This window comes from Butyrivibrio sp. XBB1001 (assembly GCF_000424505.1).
In the GTDB taxonomy this organism is placed as follows: Bacteria; Bacillota; Clostridia; order Lachnospirales; family Lachnospiraceae; genus Butyrivibrio.
In genome coordinates, this window is the sequence record NZ_AUKA01000003.1 from 119,822 (window position 1) to 141,029 (window position 21,208).

Below are 21,208 nucleotides of genomic sequence, written 5' to 3' on the forward strand. Positions count from 1 at the left end.
ATAATCATAATTATTTACGAAGTGAACGAAAAGTGAACGCAAATTTTTGCGTTCACTTTTCGTTCACTTCATGCTATAATATGCCCAAGAAAGAAGGGCCTACTATGAGAGAATCCAAGAGTATTGAGTTTAAACTTAAAATTTCAGATACATTTTTAAAGACTGTAAGTGCATATGCAAATTATGGAACTGGAAAGATTTTATTTGGCATAGATGACGATGGAAATACAATAGGAATCAGTAATCCTAAGAAAAGGTGCCTTGATATAGAAAGTAAAATAAATGACAACATAAAACCTAAACCAGATTATTCCATTGAAGTTGATGAAAAGAAGCAGATTATTGAATTAACTGTCTACGAAGGGACATACAAGCCATATTATTACGATTCAAAGGCTTATAAAAGGAATGATACTTCCACAGTTGAGATGGACAGATTAGAACTTAGTAGATTGATTCTTGAAGGGGATAATTTGTCTTATGAGGAATTAAAGGCTAAAAATCAGAGCCTATCTTTTAATGTTTTAGAAAAGCTATTAAAAGAAGAACTAGGAGTAAAGGAAATATCAAAAGATATTCTTACAACTTTAGAACTATATTCTAAGGAATCAGGTTTTAATAAGGCAGCAGAATTATTGGCTGATGAAAACAGCTTTCCTGGTGTGAACGTAGTTAGATTTGGGGATTCTATCAATGTGATTATGGATCGCGAAGCCTATGATAATGAGTCTATACTGGCTCAGTATTTTGATGCTATTGATATGTTCAAGAAATACTATCAATACGAAGAAATCACTGGCAGTACCAGAGATGCCAAAGAATTGATTCCAGAGGCAGCATTTCGTGAGGCTATTGCTAACGCGTTAGCACACAGAACATGGGATGTAGACGCTGCTATAACAGTATATATGTTTAAGGACAAAATAGAGATTACTTCGCCAGGGGGACTTCCCAAAGGAATAACACTTGAGGAATATCTGAATGGAGGAATATCTATTCCTAGGAATCGAATTATATGCAATGTGTTTTTAAGACTTAAAATGATTGAACGTTTTGGTACCGGTATTAGAAGAATTGGCGAAACATACAGGGACTACGTTATGAAACCTCAGTATATTGTAACAGATAATATGATCAAGGTTATCCTACCAGTTCTTACAAAATCAGAAGAAGTTCTTGGAGACACTGAAAAACTAATATTGAAAATTCTTAAGGAAAACGGCCCCAAAAGTCTTTCAAGCACAACGATTGCCCAAAAAGCTGAACTTGGGAAAACCAGGATTGTCGCGTTATTAAACAAGATGAATCAAGATGGTTACATTCAGAAAACTGGTGTGGGCAGAGGAACAGGGTATAGAGCTCTATAAAATCTATTTTAGATAGATTGCAAAGATATAAATTTTCACGAGGCACCACTGTGTTATTTCCTTAAAAAGAATTTTGGGTTGGGGCATGCGTGTATTTATTCCCTGACGCCTTATGTGAGGATACTTCTTGGGAAGTGATTTTTGTTTTTGAGGATTTTTCATGTTTGTTGTTACGAGTATAGCTTTGTGGCTGTTTGCAGCCAGGCTATCAAACAGATTTAAAGAGAATATTGTGGATACAGCACCAGTGGCAGCAGGGATTCTAATAATGATCCTGTATGTGCTGGCCATGTTTCGGGGCATGAAGTGGATTGGAGTTATCTCGGCTGTTTATATAGCTTTCGAGGTTGTCTATTCATTTCGTACATCTACTATTAAGGATGTGGTAAAGCCGCTGTTGTCACCAATCCCAATTACTTTCTGGCTTGTGGTGGCTTTCGTTGCCTTTATGACAAGAAGCGAGATGTTCACCTGGTGGGATGACATTAACTTTTGGTCTTCTGATGCTAAAGAGATGTTCTTTATAAATGGATTTCCTGGAAAATACGGAAATGTTTCACCGGAGTTTGGAGATTATCCTCCGGTGACCACCATATGGAAGTGGATATTTTTGCAGATTAGTAGCATGCAGTATCGTGAGAGTTTGCAGTTCGCAGGGTATTTTGCGCTGAATGCTATGTTTCTTATGCCATTGGCGGGGATTGAAAGTGTGCATGGAAGCTCAATTAAATCAGGTGAAGCCATGGACAAGACTTCTGTAATTGGTGCCAAAACTTGCTTTATTCAGATTGTATGGTATATTATCGTATTACTTCTTCCAGGAGTTTTTAGTGGAATCATATTCTACGGAACACCTGCAGATATTACTATGGCGATTATCTATGGTGCGTTGCTCCTTGCAATTGTGGACTATGAGAAGGACGCAAGTGATGTCTTCTACTTCGGCCGCATTGCTGTATTTACAACTCTTCTTTTACTTACCAAGTCTGTAGGTATTGAGTGGGCTATTTTTGCCCTGATCTTTTATGTGCTCTTTGGTAAAAAAGGAAAAGGTATCTGGGCATCCATCGCAGTATCTGGTGGATTCTATGCTAGCTGGCTTATCTTTTGCCTGATAAATAGGAGAGTTGCTAAGCTGACAGGTGCCGGGATCAAGATGGCAAAGTCCGGCTATCATCTGCCTGAGAACACAGCGGAAAAGATGATGTACTTCATACAGGGCTTTTGGACTATGCCTATGCATGCAGATCACAACTGGACTTTGGATATTTCCACCGGTGTGGCTGTTGTGCTGATTTTTGCTGTGGCTCTTTTCCTGGTTAGGAATAAGAAGCTGAACCTGTATCTTTTATTTACCTTCGTTGTGACCTATGGAGTGATTTTCCTTGCCCATGTTTCTATTTTCCAGACTGAGGAGCAGTATCTGGATGCTTTTGCCATGGCCAATTCCTTGGGAAGGTATGGAAGTCCCTTTACGCTGGGAACGTCGGTGCTCCTGATAGGGATGTACGTGCGAGGCAGAACTGGATCAGTTTGTGTAGAGTCTGTTGAAGGCAATGAGCATGGAGCTAAGGCTCCCAAGATTCGAGGCCTTGCACCACTTGCCATTGCTGCAGTAGCCATACTTTTGACTGCGGATTATGTGGGCGATTATAATTATTTGTATGGGTACAGAAATACCCTTTCGGAAGATGAAGCTGCCTATGAGGACATGGTGGGAGATGAGGGAAGAGAAATCCTTGAAGCTCTGTCAAATCCCGAGCTTATAGGCAAAAGAGTTCTTGTAATCCAGGATGGCCGTGAGTACCACTGGGTTCATGATGCGTACATTAGTAAGGAACTTAGCCCGGTGGCGGCAGTGTACGACGTTGTTCTTAATGAAGACTCGGCGGAAGTTATCGCTGACAGGATCAAAAAGAGCCACGCAAGCTACGTTTATGTGGTTCTTTTTGAGGATTTTGATCCGGGGAACTTAGTTCTTTTGCTGGATGAGGGAGAAATATATGAGCCTGGCGCGGTTTATCGGGTTAAGGCTCTTGGCGATGATATAAAACTTGAGATGGTTAGGTGACGATGGTAAGGACTGCACTTGTGATTCCGTCTTATGAGCCTGATGAAAAACTCATAGGACTTCTTGAAAAAGTTAATGAAGCGGGGCTTTCTCCGGTTGTCGTGGTAAATGACGGTTCCGTGGGAAAAGAGTACGACGATATATTTGAAAAAGCCCGTAATCTCGGCGCTATTGTCCTGTGGCATGCGGTGAACATGGGTAAAGGCAGAGCGCTAAAGACTGCCTTTAACTATTGCCTCAATGAGTTCGAAGATTTAGTTGGCGTTGTGACGGCAGATTCTGATGGCCAGCACAGCGTAGCAGATATAAAAAGATGTATAAAGGCCCTGGAGGATGAAAAAAATGCTCTTATTTTGGGATGCCGCAATTTCGATGGTGAGAATGTCCCTTCCAGATCTGAGTTTGGCAATAAGACCACATCCCGGGTTATGAAGGTCCTTACAGGAATTGGTGTAAGTGACACCCAGACAGGCCTGCGAGGAATCCCAAAAGAGTTTATGAAATATCTTTTGACGGAAAAGGGAGAGAGGTTCGAGTTTGAGACTAACATGCTCCTGGCCACCAAGGAACTGGGGATTAAGATTGTGGAGGTGCCCATCGAGACTATTTATCTTGAGGGAAACAAAACCAGCCACTTTAACCCAATAAGAGATTCATTTAGGATTTATGTGGTGTTCCTGAAGTTTATCTTTTCATCCCTTTCATCAAGCGTGGTGGATGCGTGCTTTTTCATGCTGTTTTGCCACATGACAAGAGGACTGGCCCTACCTATGGGCTATATTATGCTGTCAACTATCCTTGCGAGGGTAATTTCTGCGACCTACAACTTTCTAGTTAATTACAAGATTGTGTTTAAGGGTAAGGGCAGCAAGTTAAGAGCAGCTCTCGGGTACTGTGTTTTAGCTATTGTGATCATGCTTCTTAGCGGAACGTTGGTTACAGTACTTCATGGAATGATGCCCTTTTTACCAGAGATTGTAGTGAAGATCGTTGTTGATACTGTGCTTTTCTTTGTAAGCTTCTGGGTGCAGAGGGAAGTAATATACGCAGGCAAGAATAAACGAAACTAAAGTGTACCACATTGGTGACAGGCACCAATGGTAGGATGTATAATGAAGGTAGGAAAAGGGGAAGTGTTTTGAACGGAAGGGTGATAATTATGGCAGAGAATGTACGTAAGGTTGGAAAATATAAAGTAAAAGTAATCACGGGAGAGAATACTTCGGCTGAAGCTATTAGTAAGAGAGATAAAGAAATGGATAATAGGGCAGTTGAAGCAGTAAAATCAGCCATTAAAAAAGCTAAAATATGTCGTAAACCTATTGCAGGATATGATCTCCAAACAAAGCAGGCCTATGTGAAGCATGCTAATGGGGTGAAGACATATGTCAACTAAAAAACCTATGATTTTGGTGTTGGCAGGCCCCAACGGATCAGGAAAAAGTACTATTACTAGCTATTTTGAAATTGTGGGTGAGTATACTAACGCTGATGATGTAGTTGCGTCTACTGGCATGGATAACTTGCAGGCAGCAAAATTCGTTGATGATAAAAGATATGAATCTCTTTCGCAGAAAAAAGATTTTACTTTTGAGACAGTGCTTTCCTCAGATTACAAGTTGAATATTCTTCGAAAAGCAAAGGAAGAAGGTTATTTTATTAAGTGCGTGTTCGTGCTCACTGAGCACGATACTATAAATCTATTAAAAATATCAAAGAGCTCATGAAAATATGCGATATATTGCATGTATATGACAATACAGTCGAGCCTGTGAGAATAATAAGAAAACATAAAAATGATGTTTCTATTTTCCCTAACGAGCTATGGGATGTGGAAAAAATATTAGGTCTGATGACATAAGCGGATGCGGTGTGGTTCTCCACACCGCTTTTTTACCCTTGCTCTGCCGTAGTTATGATATCTACCAAGTAATAGGAGTCAACCTCAAGCCGCTTCGCGGTGTGCAAAGCACAAGGTTGACTCCTATTACCTGGTAGATGATTGGTAATCAAGCAGAGCAAGTGAGGAATGTGAAGATTCTGGAGTGTAGAGAGGTGTGGTATAATGTTCACAGAATTTTCACGGTGACAGGCAGTGCGTCCCTTATTCGTATTATAGAGCTTTTGGATGCATCCAAAAGCTCTTTTTAAGTATGCTAGAAAAGCTTTCAAACAAAAAAGTTGTTTTAAATCATTTGATATTGTAAAATAATCTCAGAAGGGAGATAAAACTTATGAAAATTTTAAAGGTAATCGCTTCTGGATTTAAAAACTGTGCAGATAATTTTGAAATCAGCTACATTCCTACAGCAAGGAAAACAGCAGAAGATAAAGAGTATGAATTGCAGGAGATAGCAGATGGACTCTTTGTTTTTTCTACAATAGGAGTTGTGGGCAAAAACGCTTCTGGTAAAACTTCTGTGTTAGACCTTCTCAGCGTGTGCTATGACATACTAGGAACATTTCGCGTAAACAAGAAGGAATACAGTTTAGATGGCGTAAAGCTAACCATATATTTTTATCATGAAGGTAAAATCTACAAATATCAGACCAAGTTAAAAGAAGATGAAATAAGTGATAAAGTTCTGTTTGCTGATCAGAAGATCACATACAAGAAATACTATAAAACAAACGTAAATAGCATATTTGATGAAGAAGGCTACGAAGAGTATCCGCTAGATGGAGAACTTCCTGAGGATACATCCAGCGTATTTTTTGTGATGAAAAAACTCAGTAGAAGAGCTTTTTACTATGGCAGCTTTGACCTTGGATATGGCATTTATAAAGCTGCATTCATGGCGCAGAGAATAATAGATATGCCAGATAGAGTGCTCATGAACATCATCCGAATCTTTGATGAGAACATTACTAGCCTTAAGATGGTAGATGATAGTAATTTCAAACTCACATCATGCGGCAAGACTGAGATTCTGTCAGATAAAGAGCTATATTCAAGATTATCAAATGGTACAACCAAGGGACTACTGCTCTATACATTAGTCGTGCTGACTCTGCTCGAAGGCGATGACCTCATCATTGATGAAGTAGAGAATCATTTCCATAAGACACTAGTTGAGAACATCATAAGTCTTTACAAGGATAAGAGCGTAAATAAATACAATTCAACCCTTGTATTTTCAACTCATTATTGTGAGTTATTGGATCTCTTTGGCAGACAGGACAATATCTACATCACCAAGGCAGATAAAAAGGTCAATATCCACAACATGTACAAAGACTATGATGTAAGAGCGGAACTCTTAAAGAGTAAGCAGTTCTATAATAACGTTTTCGAGACAGCGGTAAATTACGAAGCTCTGATGTCATTGAAGAAGGAGCTTAAATGAAAAGACTGCTAGTAATGTGTGAAGGCTCGAATGAAAAGAAGGTAATGGATATTCTTTTGGAACATGGCTGCCTTACTTTTTCAGAAGATAATCTGCTAGGATTAAGCATTTTTCACGCTAGACAGATAAAGAATAACGCTCAGGTCAAACTGGGACTTAACATGTTTCCTGGAGAAGTGGAAGTGCTACGCATTGGCGATAAGCAGAATGAGAAGTTAGATATTCCAAAAGATTATAAAACAAAGATAACTAAAGTGGATAAGTATTGCACTAAACCTGAGCTCGAAATGTTGTTGATTATAGCTGAGGGTAAGCTAAAGGATTACGAAAAGGTAAAGTCCAAAGTAAGTCCAAAAGAGTATGCCAAAGCTAATATCAAGTTAGGTAAACAGGCTTACGACAATAGCACTCAGTTCTATGAGGATTACTTTGGAGATAATGTTGAGGTGCTTGTAGATGCAATAAAACAGTATCAGAAGCTTAGGGGTAAGGCTCATGGGAAGGATGAGCTGTGCTTGGCGGAGTTATTGCGCTACTAACAGAATACTATCTTTGAAAACGCGATGTCTTTGGAAGATGCGCAATTATATTAGACGGAGGAGATTATGGACGTAGAGATATCTTCGGTAAATAGTGTTTCACAGTATATTGAACAAGTGGTATCAGTTGAGGAAGCATTAGAAAATGATAGACCACTATGCAAGAAGGAACTATTGTTTAGAGGGCAAGGATCAACTGCTTATAAACTTCTTCCATCGATAGGAAGAAATAGGAAAAGTTCAATAGATATATCTATTTTGAATTTGGAGAAATATTTGGTAGAAATGGCTCGCTACAGGCTACCAGAACTATTTAATAGGACGATGAAACCCTTAGAAAAGTTATCTCTGCTACAACAATATGGAATTAGCACAAGATTATTGGATATTACAAGCAATTCATGGGTAACCTGACTGCATTTGAGTTTTACCCATGCGAAATAAGCATCAACCTTTTCTTTTAGAACTAGTTGACGTTGCTTTTTGCGTTTTGAGGTAGATAGGTCATCAAAGTTGTTATCCAGATGCAATATCTCAGTTAGCATGGCATATGCTTCTGCAGCTATGGAGCCTTTTGCTGCTATGGCACCCACAGACTTGATGAATTCTGTATAATGTCGTCTGAAGTGAATCTTATTTCGGCTCTGAGAAAAGATTCACAAAGATTTACTTTGTACTTTCTCCCGATAATGGGAGCGAGTGAGTATATCCCACATCTTAAATCAGCGCGACCGCAAACTGCATATACTGCTGGGAAGTAACTAAAATCGGCATCCTTAAGCATGACGCACCGCCTTAATAACCTTGGAGAGCAGAAATTCAGAGGAGTTGTCATTAATCTCAATTGAAATGTCGTCGATTGTTATGAGAAGAAGTAGCCATGGTTATATCAGTTGCACAACTTGTACAACACGGTTGAGAGATGGGCGATGCTAAAGGAACAATCTCTGGTAGCTGTGATTCAACAAATTGATTTTTGAGTTTACGCTTCCAGTAGAAAAAACTTGTCCTTTGACACCTGATGCTGTTCACGCCAGGCTTTAGTAGTTAGAAAAACTTGAGTGTTGTTCACGTATAAGGTCAGCCCATTTATTGAAGGTTGTCGTGTGGACGATTTTCGAAGTGGTCATGAGATAACTTCCATAAAAATGATTTGGGAAATCATCACATAATTATGGTATCATGAACACATACGTGCGTTTGAGGACTTACAGATATAGCATCCCCCAGCCTCCATCAAGGCCAAGCCTCCTTCGTCGGTGCTGCGCAGCCTTGACAGAGGCTGTGTGATGCTATAATGGGTAATCAACCCGATGTAAGGCGGCGTGCGCCGCGCTACATCGGGCATATCAATATTATAGGTGAATTCATATTTGCAGGGCGTTCTCAAAGATAACAAAGATAGCAAGCAAGCACCAATCATAATGGACAGCCCTATAATATGATTACAATATGTTACCTTCTCCATCTCAAGTATATGCTATAATATAAGCGGTTATGCGTTAGCATAACCGCTTGATTTTTTTCCGTTCCCAAGAACCTCCCGTGAAACCTGTTAAGGTGAAGCAAATCGCAAAACCAATAAGCAACAATCACTACCCTATACCAAGGATAACAACACATGTCAAAACGACTCCTCATCATAAATTCTGTCCTGGGCTTTGGTTCCACAGGCAATATAGTCCTGAACATTGCCAGAGAGTACCAGCAAAACGGATACAAAGTAAAAGCAGCATATGGCAGGAACTTCAAAGTCTCCAAAGACAAGTTGCCTGATATACAGAAATATGGAATACGCATCGGCAATAATATCGATGTCTATTCCCACCTCATATACTCAAGACTTACAGATAAGCATGGCCTTGCATCAAAGGCAGCCACGAAGAAGTTCCTAAAGTGGGCAGATGAATATGATCCAGATATCCTATGGCTTCACAATATACATGGCTACTACATAAACTACGAACTCCTATTTGCATGGATCAAGTCACGGCCTCAAATGCAGGTTAAGTGGACCCTTCACGACTGCTGGGTATTTACAGGCCATTGTTCTCACTTTACATATGTAGGATGTGATAAATGGAAGTCAGGTTGCAATAATTGTCCTCAGTTAGACCAGTACCCAAAGGCTATTACAGACAATAGCGCAGACAATTATAGCCGCAAGAAAAAGGCCTTCACCGGAGTACCAAATCTGACTATAGTTACCCCTTCCAATTGGTTAAAAGAAAAAGTGAAACAGAGCTTTCTCTCAGAATACCCGGTAGAAGTTCATTACAATACAATAAACACAGAAATCTTCAAACCTACCCCAAGCACCTTCAAGCAAGGCCATGGAATTCAGGATAAAAAGATGATCCTAGGCGTTGCAAGTATATGGAATGAGCGCAAGGGGCTTAATGATTTTATTGAGCTGTCAAGGCTTCTGGAAGAGAATACCGAAATGCATGGACATAATAAGATTGTTCTAGTGGGACTGTCTGACTCACAGATAAAAGACCTGTCGAAGAAAGCACCAAGTATTCTTGCCCTTCCAAGAACAAGCAGTGCAAAAGAACTTGCGGAGATTTATACGGCAGCAGATGTATTTGTGAATCCAAGTTATGAAGAAACATTTGGACTTACTACAGCAGAAGCTCAGGCTTGTGGGACATACTCAATAGTTTACAAAGACACTGCATGCGAAGAGATACTGGATTATAATAAAGGAATAACTGTTGACTATGGACCTAAAAACATATTAGTCTCTTTAAAGAATGTTTAATATATAATCTCTTAGTAATCTCTATATACGCCACTTCTTTTTGGGGAGGTTTTTATGTCAAATATAGAAATACGAAAGGCTGTTTTCAACTTTATATATTTAGAGGCTTTGGATGATGCAACAAGGCGTACTGAGGCAGCAAGTTTGAAGCATAGTATTGAAGGCATGGAATCTGTAAGAGAGATTGTTAAAGAGTATGCGGAAAGTGTTGTCCATGGTGATAATCCGTGCTTTTATTATTATGAGCAAAAAATAGAAGATGTGCTTTATGAGCAAGAAAAATATAGAAAATTCACATTTGGTAATATTCAAAAACTTATCAATATGACAATGAAATACCTATATATTCAATATTATGACACAGACATTTACAAGAATTTTACTTGTTGTAATGTGCCTCTTGATTCTGGAATGCGTGATCTGATAAGAAAAGACTATGGGGTAAAAACCATTAGTTGGGAGTGTGCTTGGAGCAAGATTACTAGGGAATCTACTGATAGGAAATATAGCTTAGATAATTACATAAATTTCCAGGATGCTGTGGTAGCAATAGTAAAAAATGATTCGAGATACAGAATTCCATTAGAGTTTGACTATTATAATCACAATCGAATGGAAAAATCTTTGTTGATAGAAAATAAGTAAAGGAAACTATTTATGCGTTTTATTATATGTTCCACAATGCTTCACCCTGATGTTGAGCAGATTCTTCCTGGAGCATCTCCGGCAGCTGGGAAATACATAAGAAACCTCGAACATGTACTAACTAATTTGGGCCATGAAATAGTAGAGATGTCATATGTGGCTATACCTGGTGCTAAAGAAGCATATACACAGTTAGAGTTAAACGATAATGACATTATATATAAAGACAAGACAATTATTTGGTCAGTATTACGATATCAGAAAAAGATATTAAAGGAAGTTCATAAGGATGATATAGTTATATTCTATAACGTTGTTTACTATGATCTAGGTCTTATTTCGAAGCTAAACAAAAGGGGTATCAAATCACTTTTGATTCTTGCGGATCACACAGGTGATATGAAGGAAAATGGCAACTTCATTCGTGGAATGATAGCAAAGGCAATATCCAAGGACTACAAGAAGTTTAAATATGTCATAGCGCTTTCTGAACGAGCAAGAAGGTTCTTGGCGCAAGATGCGCATATAGAAATTATGGAAGGCGGCATCAATCTAGATAGTTTTAAGGAGTTTGCACCTCCAAGTGATGAAGGTATAACTAGATATATGTACGCTGGAACTCTAACAGATGTTACAGGCGTAGATATCTTGCTAGAAGCCATAGCCATGAATCATGATAAAGGTAGCGTATTTTATATTTCTGGAAAGGGGCCATTGGAAGAAAAGGTTAAAGAAGCGGCATCTAGAGATACTCGTATTAAATACATTGGTTTTCTTCCGGATGACGAATATTATCAACTGATGCAAAAGATGAACATATTAGTAAACCCGAGAAATATGGATTTGGAGCAGAATCAGAACAATTTTCCGTCGAAGGTTTTGGAATATCTAGCGGCGGGTAGAATGGTTATATCTACGAAATTTGCTGGTTGGGAGAAATTTACAGACTGTTTTGAGTTCTGTGATAGTAGTGCTGTATTGCTGGCAGATGCTATACTTAAGGCAAAAGAAAAATCTACGAAACACAAAAATGAATTGTTCAGTCACAATCGGAAGAGGGCTGAGGAATTTAGCTGGGATAATCAAGCAAGGAAAATAATTGATTTAGTAGAGATGAAATAGTACATTTTACATTTCTACTACAGCTTGTATCATTTCTAATTTGCACCGCAGATAATATAATTATATAATAAAGCGACGCTGTGCGTCGCTTTATTAACATTTTGATAGTTGGAAATTTAAGAAGAGAATATATATGAAAATTGCTCTATATACAAATATATTAAGTCCATACAGAAAACATTTTTTTGATCTTTTATTCGATGAGTGCCGTAAAAGAAATATAGATTTCAAAGTATTTGTTATGGCACCAACAGAGCCAGACAGGCAATGGACTTATGATGAATACAAAGCGTCATACACAGAACTGTTGGAAGGAAGAACACTTGTAATAAAACATGCCTATATTCACTTTAATAAAAACTTAATTAGTGTTATCAAGGATTATAATCCAGATGTTATGATTTGTTCTGGTAGTTATCTTTGCCCAGGGATATGGACAGTAGCTAAAAAGAGAAAGAAATTAGGCTATAAATGTTATTTTTGGAGTGAATCCCATATCAATCAGAAGCGAGACAATAATAAATTAGTAAGTCTATTTTTGGAATATCTAAGAAGCAATATCTATAAGAAATTTGATGCATTTCTTTATGCCGGTGAATTGTCTTATGATTTCATCAAGAAATATGCAGGTGACAAGGCTGAAGGCATATTTGTCCCCAATCTGATTGACGAAAAGAAGTTTGTAAAGGCACAGAATAAACCTCAATCAGAAAGAGAGGCTATCAGAGAAAAGTACAAGCTTCCATTGGATAAACGGCTTATGATCATGCCAGCGCGTCTAAGTAAGGTGAAAGGGATAGATGCTTTTTTGGATATATTATTAAAATGTCCAAGCAAAAATAATGTTCATATAGCTATTGCTGGAGAAGGTGAACTCAGAGAAGAACTTGAGAAGAGGATTCAAAAAGAGAATCTTCCAGTCTCGCTTCTTGGTTATAAAAATGAAGACGAAATGATAGATCTATATGCAGCCAGTGATATATTCTTACTCCCTTCATTTTCTGATCCAAATCCTCTTTCATGTATTGAAGCTCTTTGGTGCGGCTTGCCTTTGTTTATATCAGATAAAGTTGGAAATTGTAGAGAAGTATTAGAAAATGGAATAAATGGATATGTATTTTCGTATGATAATCAAGCAGAAGCAATAGATAAGCTTAATATAATAATATCAACGAATGAAGAATGGATTAATACTGCCTCAAAACGATCGATGTACAAGGCGGATTTAGTTTATAATTCTGAAAAAAATGTAAAAAGAATTATAGAAGAACTGATGAATGGTAAATAACAAGAAAAGATATGTGCTATCACATATGGGGTATGAAATTGACATAACATCAGAAATGGTTTAAAAATAACCGCTATTATGTCAACTATTAAGCGGTGGTAAATGAAAAAATCTATTAATTGTTGATACTGGAAATATGTGAGAATGCAGGACAATTATTGATCATAAAATCGTTGGTATTTGTTGGAATGAATTCATTTTTATTTTTCCCTATAACAAACTATATGCCAGAGGCATTTAGAGTTGTTTTCAACAATGATAGTAATGCTGTAAAAATACTTGCCTATGTAGCGGCGTTTGCGATAGCTAGCTGTTTGGCTTCTACAAAAAGATTATTAAAATATTAAAGCAGTGTAGAATTAGAAAATAAGAATTAGGTAATTAAAAAGCTAATAGTATTCGAAATGGTTTTAACCCAAAAAAGAAAGGTAAGTATGATTTTTAGTTTACTAAATGTCATGCAGGTGCGTAATGAAGATAGGAGTTTTTTTGCCAGATGAGAATCCCGTACTTGGGGGAACGTCTACTATGCTTAGTGCGATTCTTTCTGAGATAGAGGAATCGAATTATTTATGCGATATATGCGTAATCTATAGAGGTGGATTATTTGATAAGCTGAAAAGCAAAAAGAATAATATAGAGTATATTAATATCAATAGATTTAAATTAACCATCTTTTTGAAATATTGGATAATACAGATGACCTATCATTTTAAAGATTTTAAAGAACGACTTTGGATGAGGGTTCCAACAAAGAGCATGGCGTCATATTTTGATATGCTTGCCAAAAAAGAAGGGATTAGTCTTTTTTGGTTTACAATGCCGGTATGTGAGATATTATCAACACCATACATTTTTACCGTATGGGATCTTGGCCATAGAACACTGCCAATGTTCCCTGAAATGACAAATTCAACGTTTGAGTGGGATAGCAGAGAAAAAATGTATCAGCGTATGCTGCCGCGTGCATCTTATATCATAACGGGCAATAATAGTGGAAAAAATGAAATAGTAGAAAACTATAATATACCAGCAGATAGAATACATACAATAGAGTTTATGGTTCCTAGCCTTTTTAGGGGTGACGCTATTAAGCCAACGGTTAATCTTCCAGAATTGTTTTTTTATTATCCAGCACAATTTTGGGCGCATAAGAATCACACTCTAATTTTGGAAGCATTAAAGAAGTTAAAAGACGATTATGCTATCACGGCGAATGTCGTTTTTACTGGACACGATTATGGAACAAAGGGATATATCGAGAATAAAGCTAGAAAGCTGGAAGTGGATAAGCAGGTTTATATTCTAGGCTTTTTGGAGCTTGGTGAAGTTAAATATCTTTATCAGAACGCACGTGCTTTAGTGTACCCATCTTTGCTTGGCCCCAATAATTTGCCACCATTAGAAGCGATTGCTTTGGGATGCCCAGTGCTGATTTCAGACTTAGTAGGTCATAAAGAGCAGCTGGGTGATGCTGCTATATTTTTTGATCGATATAGCGCAGATGATCTTGCACAAGCAATGAAAAATATTCTTGATGATAGTAACAGATTGATGCTCCTGGATAAAGCAAAGGATTATATTGAAAAGAAAAAGAATTATAGCTATACTAACGAAGTTATAAAAATAATTCAGGATTTTGAAACCAATATGAAACGGTGGAAGGAAGTATGATATATGCCAATATTAGAAATAAAGGATAACGACAAAGTACTAGCAATAGTAATAACCCATGATTTTAATGAAGAAGGAATAAAATTCTGTACTCCTAATGACTATTCTCAGCAATTAGCATATATGCATCATCCGAAAGGACACATTATAGCGCCTCATGTTCATAATCCTGTGAAAAGAGAGGTGTTATATACAAAAGAAACGCTAGTTATAAAAAGTGGTTTACTTCGTTGTGATTTCTACAGAAATAATCATGAATATGTCAGTTCTATAGAGCTTAATGCAGGAGATGTAATTCTGCTAGTGGATGGCGGTCATGGTTTTGAATGTTTAGAAGAAACAGAAATGTATGAAATAAAGCAAGGACCGTACACGGGGGATCAAGATAAAACTAGATTTGAGCCAATTAGGTAGTAGAAAGGATAATAATGGAAAAGAAGACTATTCATGTATGTACTCCTGCGTTAGATGGAAATGAAGAAAAATATGTTATGGATGCAGTTAGTACTGGTTGGATTTCTAGCAGCGGAAGCTACGTTAATAGATTTGAAGAAGCGTTTTCAAAATATTGTGAAACTGAACATGGCATTGCTGTAACTAATGGTACTGTTGCTATTCATTTGGCATTAACTGCTTTGGGAATAGGGAAAGGTGACAAGGTTATTATCCCTTCATTTACTATGATTGCGACAGCATTTGCAGTATGTTACACTGGCGCAATGCCTGTTTTTGTAGATGCTGACAAAGAAACATGGAATATAGATGTAAAAAAAATAGAAGAAAAAATTGATGAACATACCAAAGCGATTATTCCTGTTCATATTTTTGGCAATCCATGTGATATGGATGAAATTAATGCTTTGGCAAAAAAATATGGGATATATGTTATCGAAGATGCAGCAGAAGCTCATGGGGCTATTTACAAAGGCAGAAAAGTTGGTAGCTTATCTGACGTTGCAGCGTTTAGCTTCTTTGCTAACAAGAACATTACTACTGGTGAAGGCGGTATGTGTGTAACCAACAATACACAGATTGCTGAACAGTGCAGATACTATAAAAATATGTGCTTTCCACTCGTGGGTCCGCGAAATTATATGCATGATAATATTGGCTTTAACTATAGGATGAGCAATTTGCATGCAGCATTAGGGTTGGCGCAGGTTGAAAGAGCTGACGATTATCGTGCAAAGAGAATTTATAATCACGATTTATATTTAAAAGAATTATCTGATGTCCCAGGAATTGTTTTCCAAAAGGATGAGAAAGATTCTGTTAATGTAAATTGGATGAACACAATAGTAATTGATCCTAAAAAATTTGGAGCTAACAGAGATGAAGTTATACAGCGCCTAAAAGACAATGGTGTTGAAACCAGGCTTTTGTTCAATAGTATGAGCAAACAGAAGGCGCTAAAAGATTATGGGTGTGATTGCTCTGGTGAATATCCTGTAACTGATTGGCTTGCAGACAATGGCTTTTATATGCCAAGTGGTTCTGATCTTTCTGAAGAAGATATTCACTACGTTTGCCAGCTAATAAAGGATTTGCATATAAAAAAGGTGGGATAAAATGAAAACATTTGATGATTATGCATATTATTACAATGCATTTTATGGAGATAAAGATTACAGTAGCGAAGCAGACGTTGTTACAGGATTTATTAATAAATATAGACCATCTGTAAAGAGTATATTAGACATGGGATGCGGCACGGGACGCCATGATTTTGAGCTTGCCAAAAGAGGCTACGAAGCATCTGGTATAGATCTTTCTGAAAATATGATTCAGATTGCAAATGCTAATAGGCATGCAAATACGAACTTTAGTGTTGCTGATGTTAGGTCATATAGAGGAGACACTTTATTTGATGCTGCAATTTCTATGTTTCATGTAATGTCGTACCAGACAACAGACGATGACCTTATAAAAGCATTTGAGACTGCTAAGACCAATCTTAAGGCTAATGGATTATTCATTTTCGATGCGTGGTATGGACCAGGTGTCCTAACAGATAAACCAGCTGTTAGGGTTAAAAAGGTGGAAGATGATAATAATTTGATTATTAGAACTGCTACGCCAGAATTTCACGTAGATAGGAATATCGTTGATGTCAACTATGACGTTTATGTAATAAACAAGCGTACCAATGAGGCAAAAGAAATCAAAGAAACTCACAGTATGCGGTACCTTTTCCGCCCAGAGGTCGAAAGGATGCTTTCAAGTGTTGGGTTTAAGCTGTTGGAGTGTTCTGACTGCAACACTCTGAAAAACACTTCTTTTGACAGTTGGACAGCGTATTTTGTTGCTGCATTATAAAAATGGTCGAAAAGAGATTCTGTAAATGATAAAGATAAGTGTAGTTATTCCAACCAGGAATAGGGCATCTGACTTGAGTGAGTTATTATCCTCAATTCCAAATCATACTTTGTCGCAAAATAATTATGAAATAATTGTTTTTGATAATGGATCTTCTGATAATACAGCTGAAATATGTTCAAAGTATAGCAAAAAGATAAAGAACTTCAGATATACATATTGTGAAGATCCTGGTCTTCACATTGGAAGAAATTGGGGACTAGAGCATTCTAGTTCTGATGTAATTGTCTATGCTGATGATGATATTATCCCATCCGGAACTTGGCTCGAAGGAGTTTTGTTAGCATTTGAAGATCCTAAAGTAATGATAGCTGGTGGAAATAATGCCCCCCCCTTTTTACTAGGTAGAAAGCCCGAATGGTTTGATGATTTCATTTATTATGATGATGATAAAAACATTAAAATTCTTTCCCTCTTTGGTTGCATACAATTCAATTATGAAGATATTACAGAGATTAATACATTCTATGTCATGGGATGTAACTATGCCATAAGAAAGACATTATTAAAAGAATGCCATGGTTTTCATCCAGATGGGATGCCGGATGATTTGCTGTGTTATCGCGGTGATGGAGAATCATATGTAAGCAAATATGTTTTGGATAACGGATATAAAGCCGTCTATGTTCCAAGCGCAAGTGTTAAACATAAAATTGGCAATAGTAGGCTTACCTTGGGATACGTAAAAAGAATAGCTTTTAGGTGCGGCATATCAGATGCATACTCTGACCTCCGAAATAATAGAAAGGCAGTCAAGTTGTTGTACTCTGTGCTCACAAGAAAAATCAAACATTTTGGGAGAAAGAATATTACAGCAAAAGAACTCTATGAAGCTGAGTATACGCGAGGATTATTATTTTTAATATCAAAATACTTTATGAATCGCAATTGTAGAAAATGGATATATCAGACTGATTATTTAGGGGATAAGGGGAAAATACTTGGCACGTTTTAGGCTAACGTTCTCAAAAGCTAGCGTTCAATCTGTACAAAAGATGATAATAAAAATCAAATTATTAAGGAGAGATAAGTGTTATGAATAACGAAATATACAATGAAGAATTTCATATCGGTAGAGATAAGATGACAAGGCATTCAGCTAATAAAATTCTTCAAATCTTAGATGATATAACTCCAATTAGTTCCTGTGTTGATGTCGGAGGGGGAATAGGAGTATGGATTGATGAGTTTATGAAGCTAAATAACTGTCCTAAAGACTGTCTTGCTAATTGCGTAGATGGAAGCTATGTTACAGAGAACATCCTAGTAATAGATAAGGATAGGTTTATTCCTCGTGATTTGGAACAGCGATTAAAATTGGATAACAGATATGATTTAGCGATTTCTTTAGAAGTTGCTGAGCATTTACCTGAATCAAGAGCGCGCTCATTTGTTGAAGATTTGATTTCTTTGAGTGATTGTGTTCTGTTTTCTGCGGCCACTATAGGTCAAACAGGAGTGGGTCATATAAATGAACAATATATGAAATATTGGGTTGATTTATTTGAACAGTCTGGGTTTCAGCCCTTTGACGTCGTTCGCCCAATGATTCAAGAAGATGACAACATACCTTGGTGGTATAAACAGAATATAATGGTATTTGTAAACAAAGAACGGAACGATTTAATAAATTGTTTTATGAATGTACATACACCTCCACTGACTCACATGGTATGGAATGAGATTTTTACGACCACTTGTTTTAGGGAACCTGTAAAAGGAATAAATAATAAGCTAAGAAAAATATGGGAAATAATAAAAGAGTAGGTAGTTCTTTTATTATTTCCATGGAATATTAAGCAGACGTTTTAGACAATTACCCCCCCAAAAAAAAATTCCGAAACACATAAAATGAGGTATTTATTTCGACCAGAAGTGGAAAGAATGCTATCGAGTGTTGGCTTTAAGCTGCTAGAATGTGTGGATTGCAACACACAAAAAGAAACAACTTTTGATAGTTGGACAGCGTATTTTGTTGCTTCATTATGATGTTTATATAGGGGTAAATATACTTGATTAAATTTAAGGACATAATAAATGAAAAAGGTAAGTGTTGTTATTCCAACGAGAAATCGAGCAGCTGATTTAGATGAATTATTATCAGCCATTGTAGGTCAAACTTTATCACAGGACAACTATGAAGTTATTGTGTTTGATAATGGCTCTTCTGATAATACAGCAGATGTATGTACAGAGTTTGCAACAAAAATAAAAAACTTTGTTTATGAATATGATGAGAATATTGGCTTACATGTAGGAAGAAATTGGGGATATCAGCATTCCTCTTCAGAAATCATAGTATACGCAGATGATGATATTATTCCGTGTTCAACTTGGCTAGAAGGAATGGTTGAAGCATTTGAAGATGATACAGTTATGCTTGTGGGTGGAAATAATGAGCCTTTATTCTTGAAACAAGAACCAGAATGGTTAAATGAATTTGTTCAGTTTAGTGATGGAAAGAAAACGAAAATCATTTCACTTTTGAGCTGTGTTATATTTGATTACGATTGTATTTCAAGAGTTTCACCATATTATATTATGGGATGTAATTTTGGTGTGAGGAAGGCGTTACTGACAGAGTGCAAAGGTTTTCACCCAGATGGAGTTCCTGATAACCTGTTAAGATATAGGGGGGATGGAGAAAGTTATGTTTGTGGTTATGCATTACAGCATAATTATAAGGCAGTAATAAGTCCTAAATGTAGAGTAAAGCATAAAGTTGGAGAAAATAGAACTGAAGTTAAATATGTTGAAAAGATAGCGTATAGATGTGGTATATCAGATGCATATACACTTCTTCGAAAGCCTAGAGGATGGTGCGAACTATTTTTAGTTATTGTAAAATGCATAGTTAAAAATCAAGTTCAAAAAAAAGGTATGCGTCGAAAATATAATTGGGCTTATTTGCATGGTCTAATTTATTTATTTGCAAATTATTTATACAGACATGATTGTAGAGAATGGATTCATCAAGAGCATTATTTAGGAAAATATGGATTTATTCGTGCATAGAGAGGTTAATAGCATAATATGGAAATGGTCGAAGAAACGATACCAGTACTAATAACAACTTGTAATAGGTATCAGCATTTGGCAAAATGCCTAGAGGCATTAGGAACTTGCAAATATGCGGATAAGACAAAGGTTTATATTGCCGTAGACTATCCGCCTAGTCAGGATTACATAGTTGGATATAATAAAACACGCGAATTATTAGACGAACTAGTCAATAATAACCCATTTTTTGAAATGATAGTTATATATAGGTCAACCAATTTAGGCCCCAATAATAATGCGCAGCAATTGATAGAATATGCTGAAAAAAAGTACAAAGCATTTATAAGAATGGAAGATGATATTGTAGTAGCACCAGCTTTTTTAGATTATTGCTATTCATTAGTAGGAGATGCTGGGAATAATATATTTGCAGTTTGTGGCTATGTGAGTAAGAATCTACCTGTTGAGAAAATAGAATCTAACTTTCTTATGAGAGGTTGCAATACATGGGGGACTGTTTACTTTACAGAGAAAATGAGAGACATAGAACGTTGGAGAAGCAGTGACAAAGTTATTAAATTTTGCTTGAATCCTATGAAAATGCTTAAGCTAAGGTTTTATAGTATTGGTGCGTTTAACATAATAGTCATGGGAATGCTAGTAGGAAAAACCAAGACATTGTTCGACAATGGAATAATTCCAGCTTTAACTGATGTTATTATATGTATGTACATGATAGAGATGAATTATTATGCAATTTGTCCAGCCCAAAACCTAGTAGAGAATATTGGTTTGGATGGAAGTGGACAGAATTCAAGAGTAGGCGACGAAACCAATTTTATACGTGATTATTCAAAGGACTACAAATTTACTAATGTTTCCAAAAGAGTGTTGCGGAGCAAAGGAGATAAAAATGTTCATGATTTTATATTCAATAAAATAGTTTGTTTAAATTATTTTCGATGGTTGCTTTTATCGAGAAAATTTAAAGTTTGATTACAACATAGTTTGATTT

The 21,208-nt window shown here is 36.8% G+C and carries 20 protein-coding genes; all 20 read left to right on the plus strand.

Annotation, left to right across the window (positions count from 1 at the left end; translation table 11 throughout):
• Window positions 1–104 precede the first annotated feature (104 nt).
• Entirely contained in the window at window positions 105–1,367 is a 1,263-nt protein-coding gene (locus tag G631_RS0105595; RefSeq protein WP_026488618.1) for an RNA-binding domain-containing protein, read from the plus strand.
• Window positions 1,368–1,527: 160 nt separating this feature from the next.
• Entirely contained in the window at window positions 1,528–3,438 is a 1,911-nt protein-coding gene (locus G631_RS0105600; RefSeq protein ID WP_026488619.1) for a hypothetical protein, read from the plus strand.
• Between the two features lie 2 nt (window positions 3,439–3,440).
• Window positions 3,441–4,508, plus strand: a complete 1,068-nt coding sequence (locus G631_RS0105605) for a bifunctional glycosyltransferase family 2/GtrA family protein (protein ID WP_026488620.1) — start codon at window positions 3,441–3,443, stop codon at window positions 4,506–4,508.
• Window positions 4,509–4,597: 89 nt separating this feature from the next.
• On the plus strand, window positions 4,598–4,834 hold the full coding sequence (locus G631_RS0105610; RefSeq protein ID WP_035789408.1) for a hypothetical protein: 237 nt from the start codon (window positions 4,598–4,600) through the stop codon (window positions 4,832–4,834).
• Window positions 4,824–5,165, plus strand: a complete 342-nt coding sequence (locus G631_RS18135; RefSeq protein ID WP_242829067.1) for a hypothetical protein — start codon at window positions 4,824–4,826, stop codon at window positions 5,163–5,165. Before G631_RS0105610 ends, G631_RS18135 begins: the two co-directional genes overlap by 11 nt.
• Before the next feature lie 507 nt (window positions 5,166–5,672).
• Complete coding sequence (locus G631_RS0105620; protein WP_026488622.1) at window positions 5,673–6,785, plus strand: AAA family ATPase; 1,113 nt, start codon at window positions 5,673–5,675, stop codon at window positions 6,783–6,785.
• Entirely contained in the window at window positions 6,782–7,324 is a 543-nt protein-coding gene (locus tag G631_RS0105625) for a hypothetical protein (RefSeq protein ID WP_026488623.1), read from the plus strand. Before G631_RS0105620 ends, G631_RS0105625 begins: the two co-directional genes overlap by 4 nt.
• A gap of 66 nt (window positions 7,325–7,390) precedes the next feature.
• The gene (locus G631_RS0105630) at window positions 7,391–7,738 is read left to right on the plus strand and encodes an FRG domain-containing protein (RefSeq protein WP_026488624.1); all 348 of its coding nucleotides are present in this window, start codon (window positions 7,391–7,393) and stop codon (window positions 7,736–7,738) included.
• Between the two features lie 1,207 nt (window positions 7,739–8,945).
• Window positions 8,946–10,088 (plus strand): glycosyltransferase, encoded by a 1,143-nt coding sequence (locus tag G631_RS18140; protein ID WP_035789372.1) that lies wholly within the window; start codon window positions 8,946–8,948, stop codon window positions 10,086–10,088.
• Between the two features lie 54 nt (window positions 10,089–10,142).
• A complete protein-coding gene (locus G631_RS0105640) occupies window positions 10,143–10,733 on the plus strand; it encodes a hypothetical protein (protein ID WP_026488625.1) in 591 nt (196 codons plus the stop codon).
• A gap of 12 nt (window positions 10,734–10,745) precedes the next feature.
• Window positions 10,746–11,855 carry a glycosyltransferase family 4 protein gene (locus tag G631_RS0105645; RefSeq protein WP_026488626.1) on the plus strand — a complete coding sequence of 370 codons (1,110 nt, stop codon included), beginning with the start codon at window positions 10,746–10,748 and terminating at the stop codon, window positions 11,853–11,855.
• 133 nt (window positions 11,856–11,988) lie between these two features.
• Entirely contained in the window at window positions 11,989–13,143 is a 1,155-nt protein-coding gene (locus tag G631_RS0105650) for a glycosyltransferase family 4 protein (protein WP_026488627.1), read from the plus strand.
• Between the two features lie 471 nt (window positions 13,144–13,614).
• The gene (locus G631_RS20000) at window positions 13,615–14,817 is read left to right on the plus strand and encodes a glycosyltransferase family 4 protein (protein ID WP_051196892.1); all 1,203 of its coding nucleotides are present in this window, start codon (window positions 13,615–13,617) and stop codon (window positions 14,815–14,817) included.
• A 3-nt stretch (window positions 14,818–14,820) separates the two neighbouring features.
• Window positions 14,821–15,231 carry a hypothetical protein gene (locus tag G631_RS0105660; protein ID WP_026488628.1) on the plus strand — a complete coding sequence of 137 codons (411 nt, stop codon included), beginning with the start codon at window positions 14,821–14,823 and terminating at the stop codon, window positions 15,229–15,231.
• 14 nt (window positions 15,232–15,245) lie between these two features.
• The gene (locus tag G631_RS0105665; RefSeq protein WP_026488629.1) at window positions 15,246–16,385 is read left to right on the plus strand and encodes a DegT/DnrJ/EryC1/StrS family aminotransferase; all 1,140 of its coding nucleotides are present in this window, start codon (window positions 15,246–15,248) and stop codon (window positions 16,383–16,385) included.
• A gap of 1 nt (window position 16,386) precedes the next feature.
• Window positions 16,387–17,133: a class I SAM-dependent DNA methyltransferase gene (locus G631_RS0105670; RefSeq protein WP_026488630.1), complete on the plus strand. Its 747-nt coding sequence runs from the start codon at window positions 16,387–16,389 to the stop codon at window positions 17,131–17,133.
• Between the two features lie 25 nt (window positions 17,134–17,158).
• Window positions 17,159–18,148 (plus strand): glycosyltransferase, encoded by a 990-nt coding sequence (locus tag G631_RS0105675; RefSeq protein WP_026488631.1) that lies wholly within the window; start codon window positions 17,159–17,161, stop codon window positions 18,146–18,148.
• Window positions 18,149–18,228: 80 nt separating this feature from the next.
• Window positions 18,229–18,960, plus strand: a complete 732-nt coding sequence (locus tag G631_RS18150; protein ID WP_051196893.1) for a hypothetical protein — start codon at window positions 18,229–18,231, stop codon at window positions 18,958–18,960.
• Window positions 18,961–19,230: 270 nt separating this feature from the next.
• Window positions 19,231–20,208 carry a glycosyltransferase family 2 protein gene (locus G631_RS0105685; protein ID WP_026488632.1) on the plus strand — a complete coding sequence of 326 codons (978 nt, stop codon included), beginning with the start codon at window positions 19,231–19,233 and terminating at the stop codon, window positions 20,206–20,208.
• An 18-nt stretch (window positions 20,209–20,226) separates the two neighbouring features.
• The gene (locus tag G631_RS0105690) at window positions 20,227–21,189 is read left to right on the plus strand and encodes a glycosyltransferase (RefSeq protein ID WP_026488633.1); all 963 of its coding nucleotides are present in this window, start codon (window positions 20,227–20,229) and stop codon (window positions 21,187–21,189) included.
• The last annotated feature ends 19 nt before the right edge of the window (window positions 21,190–21,208 follow it).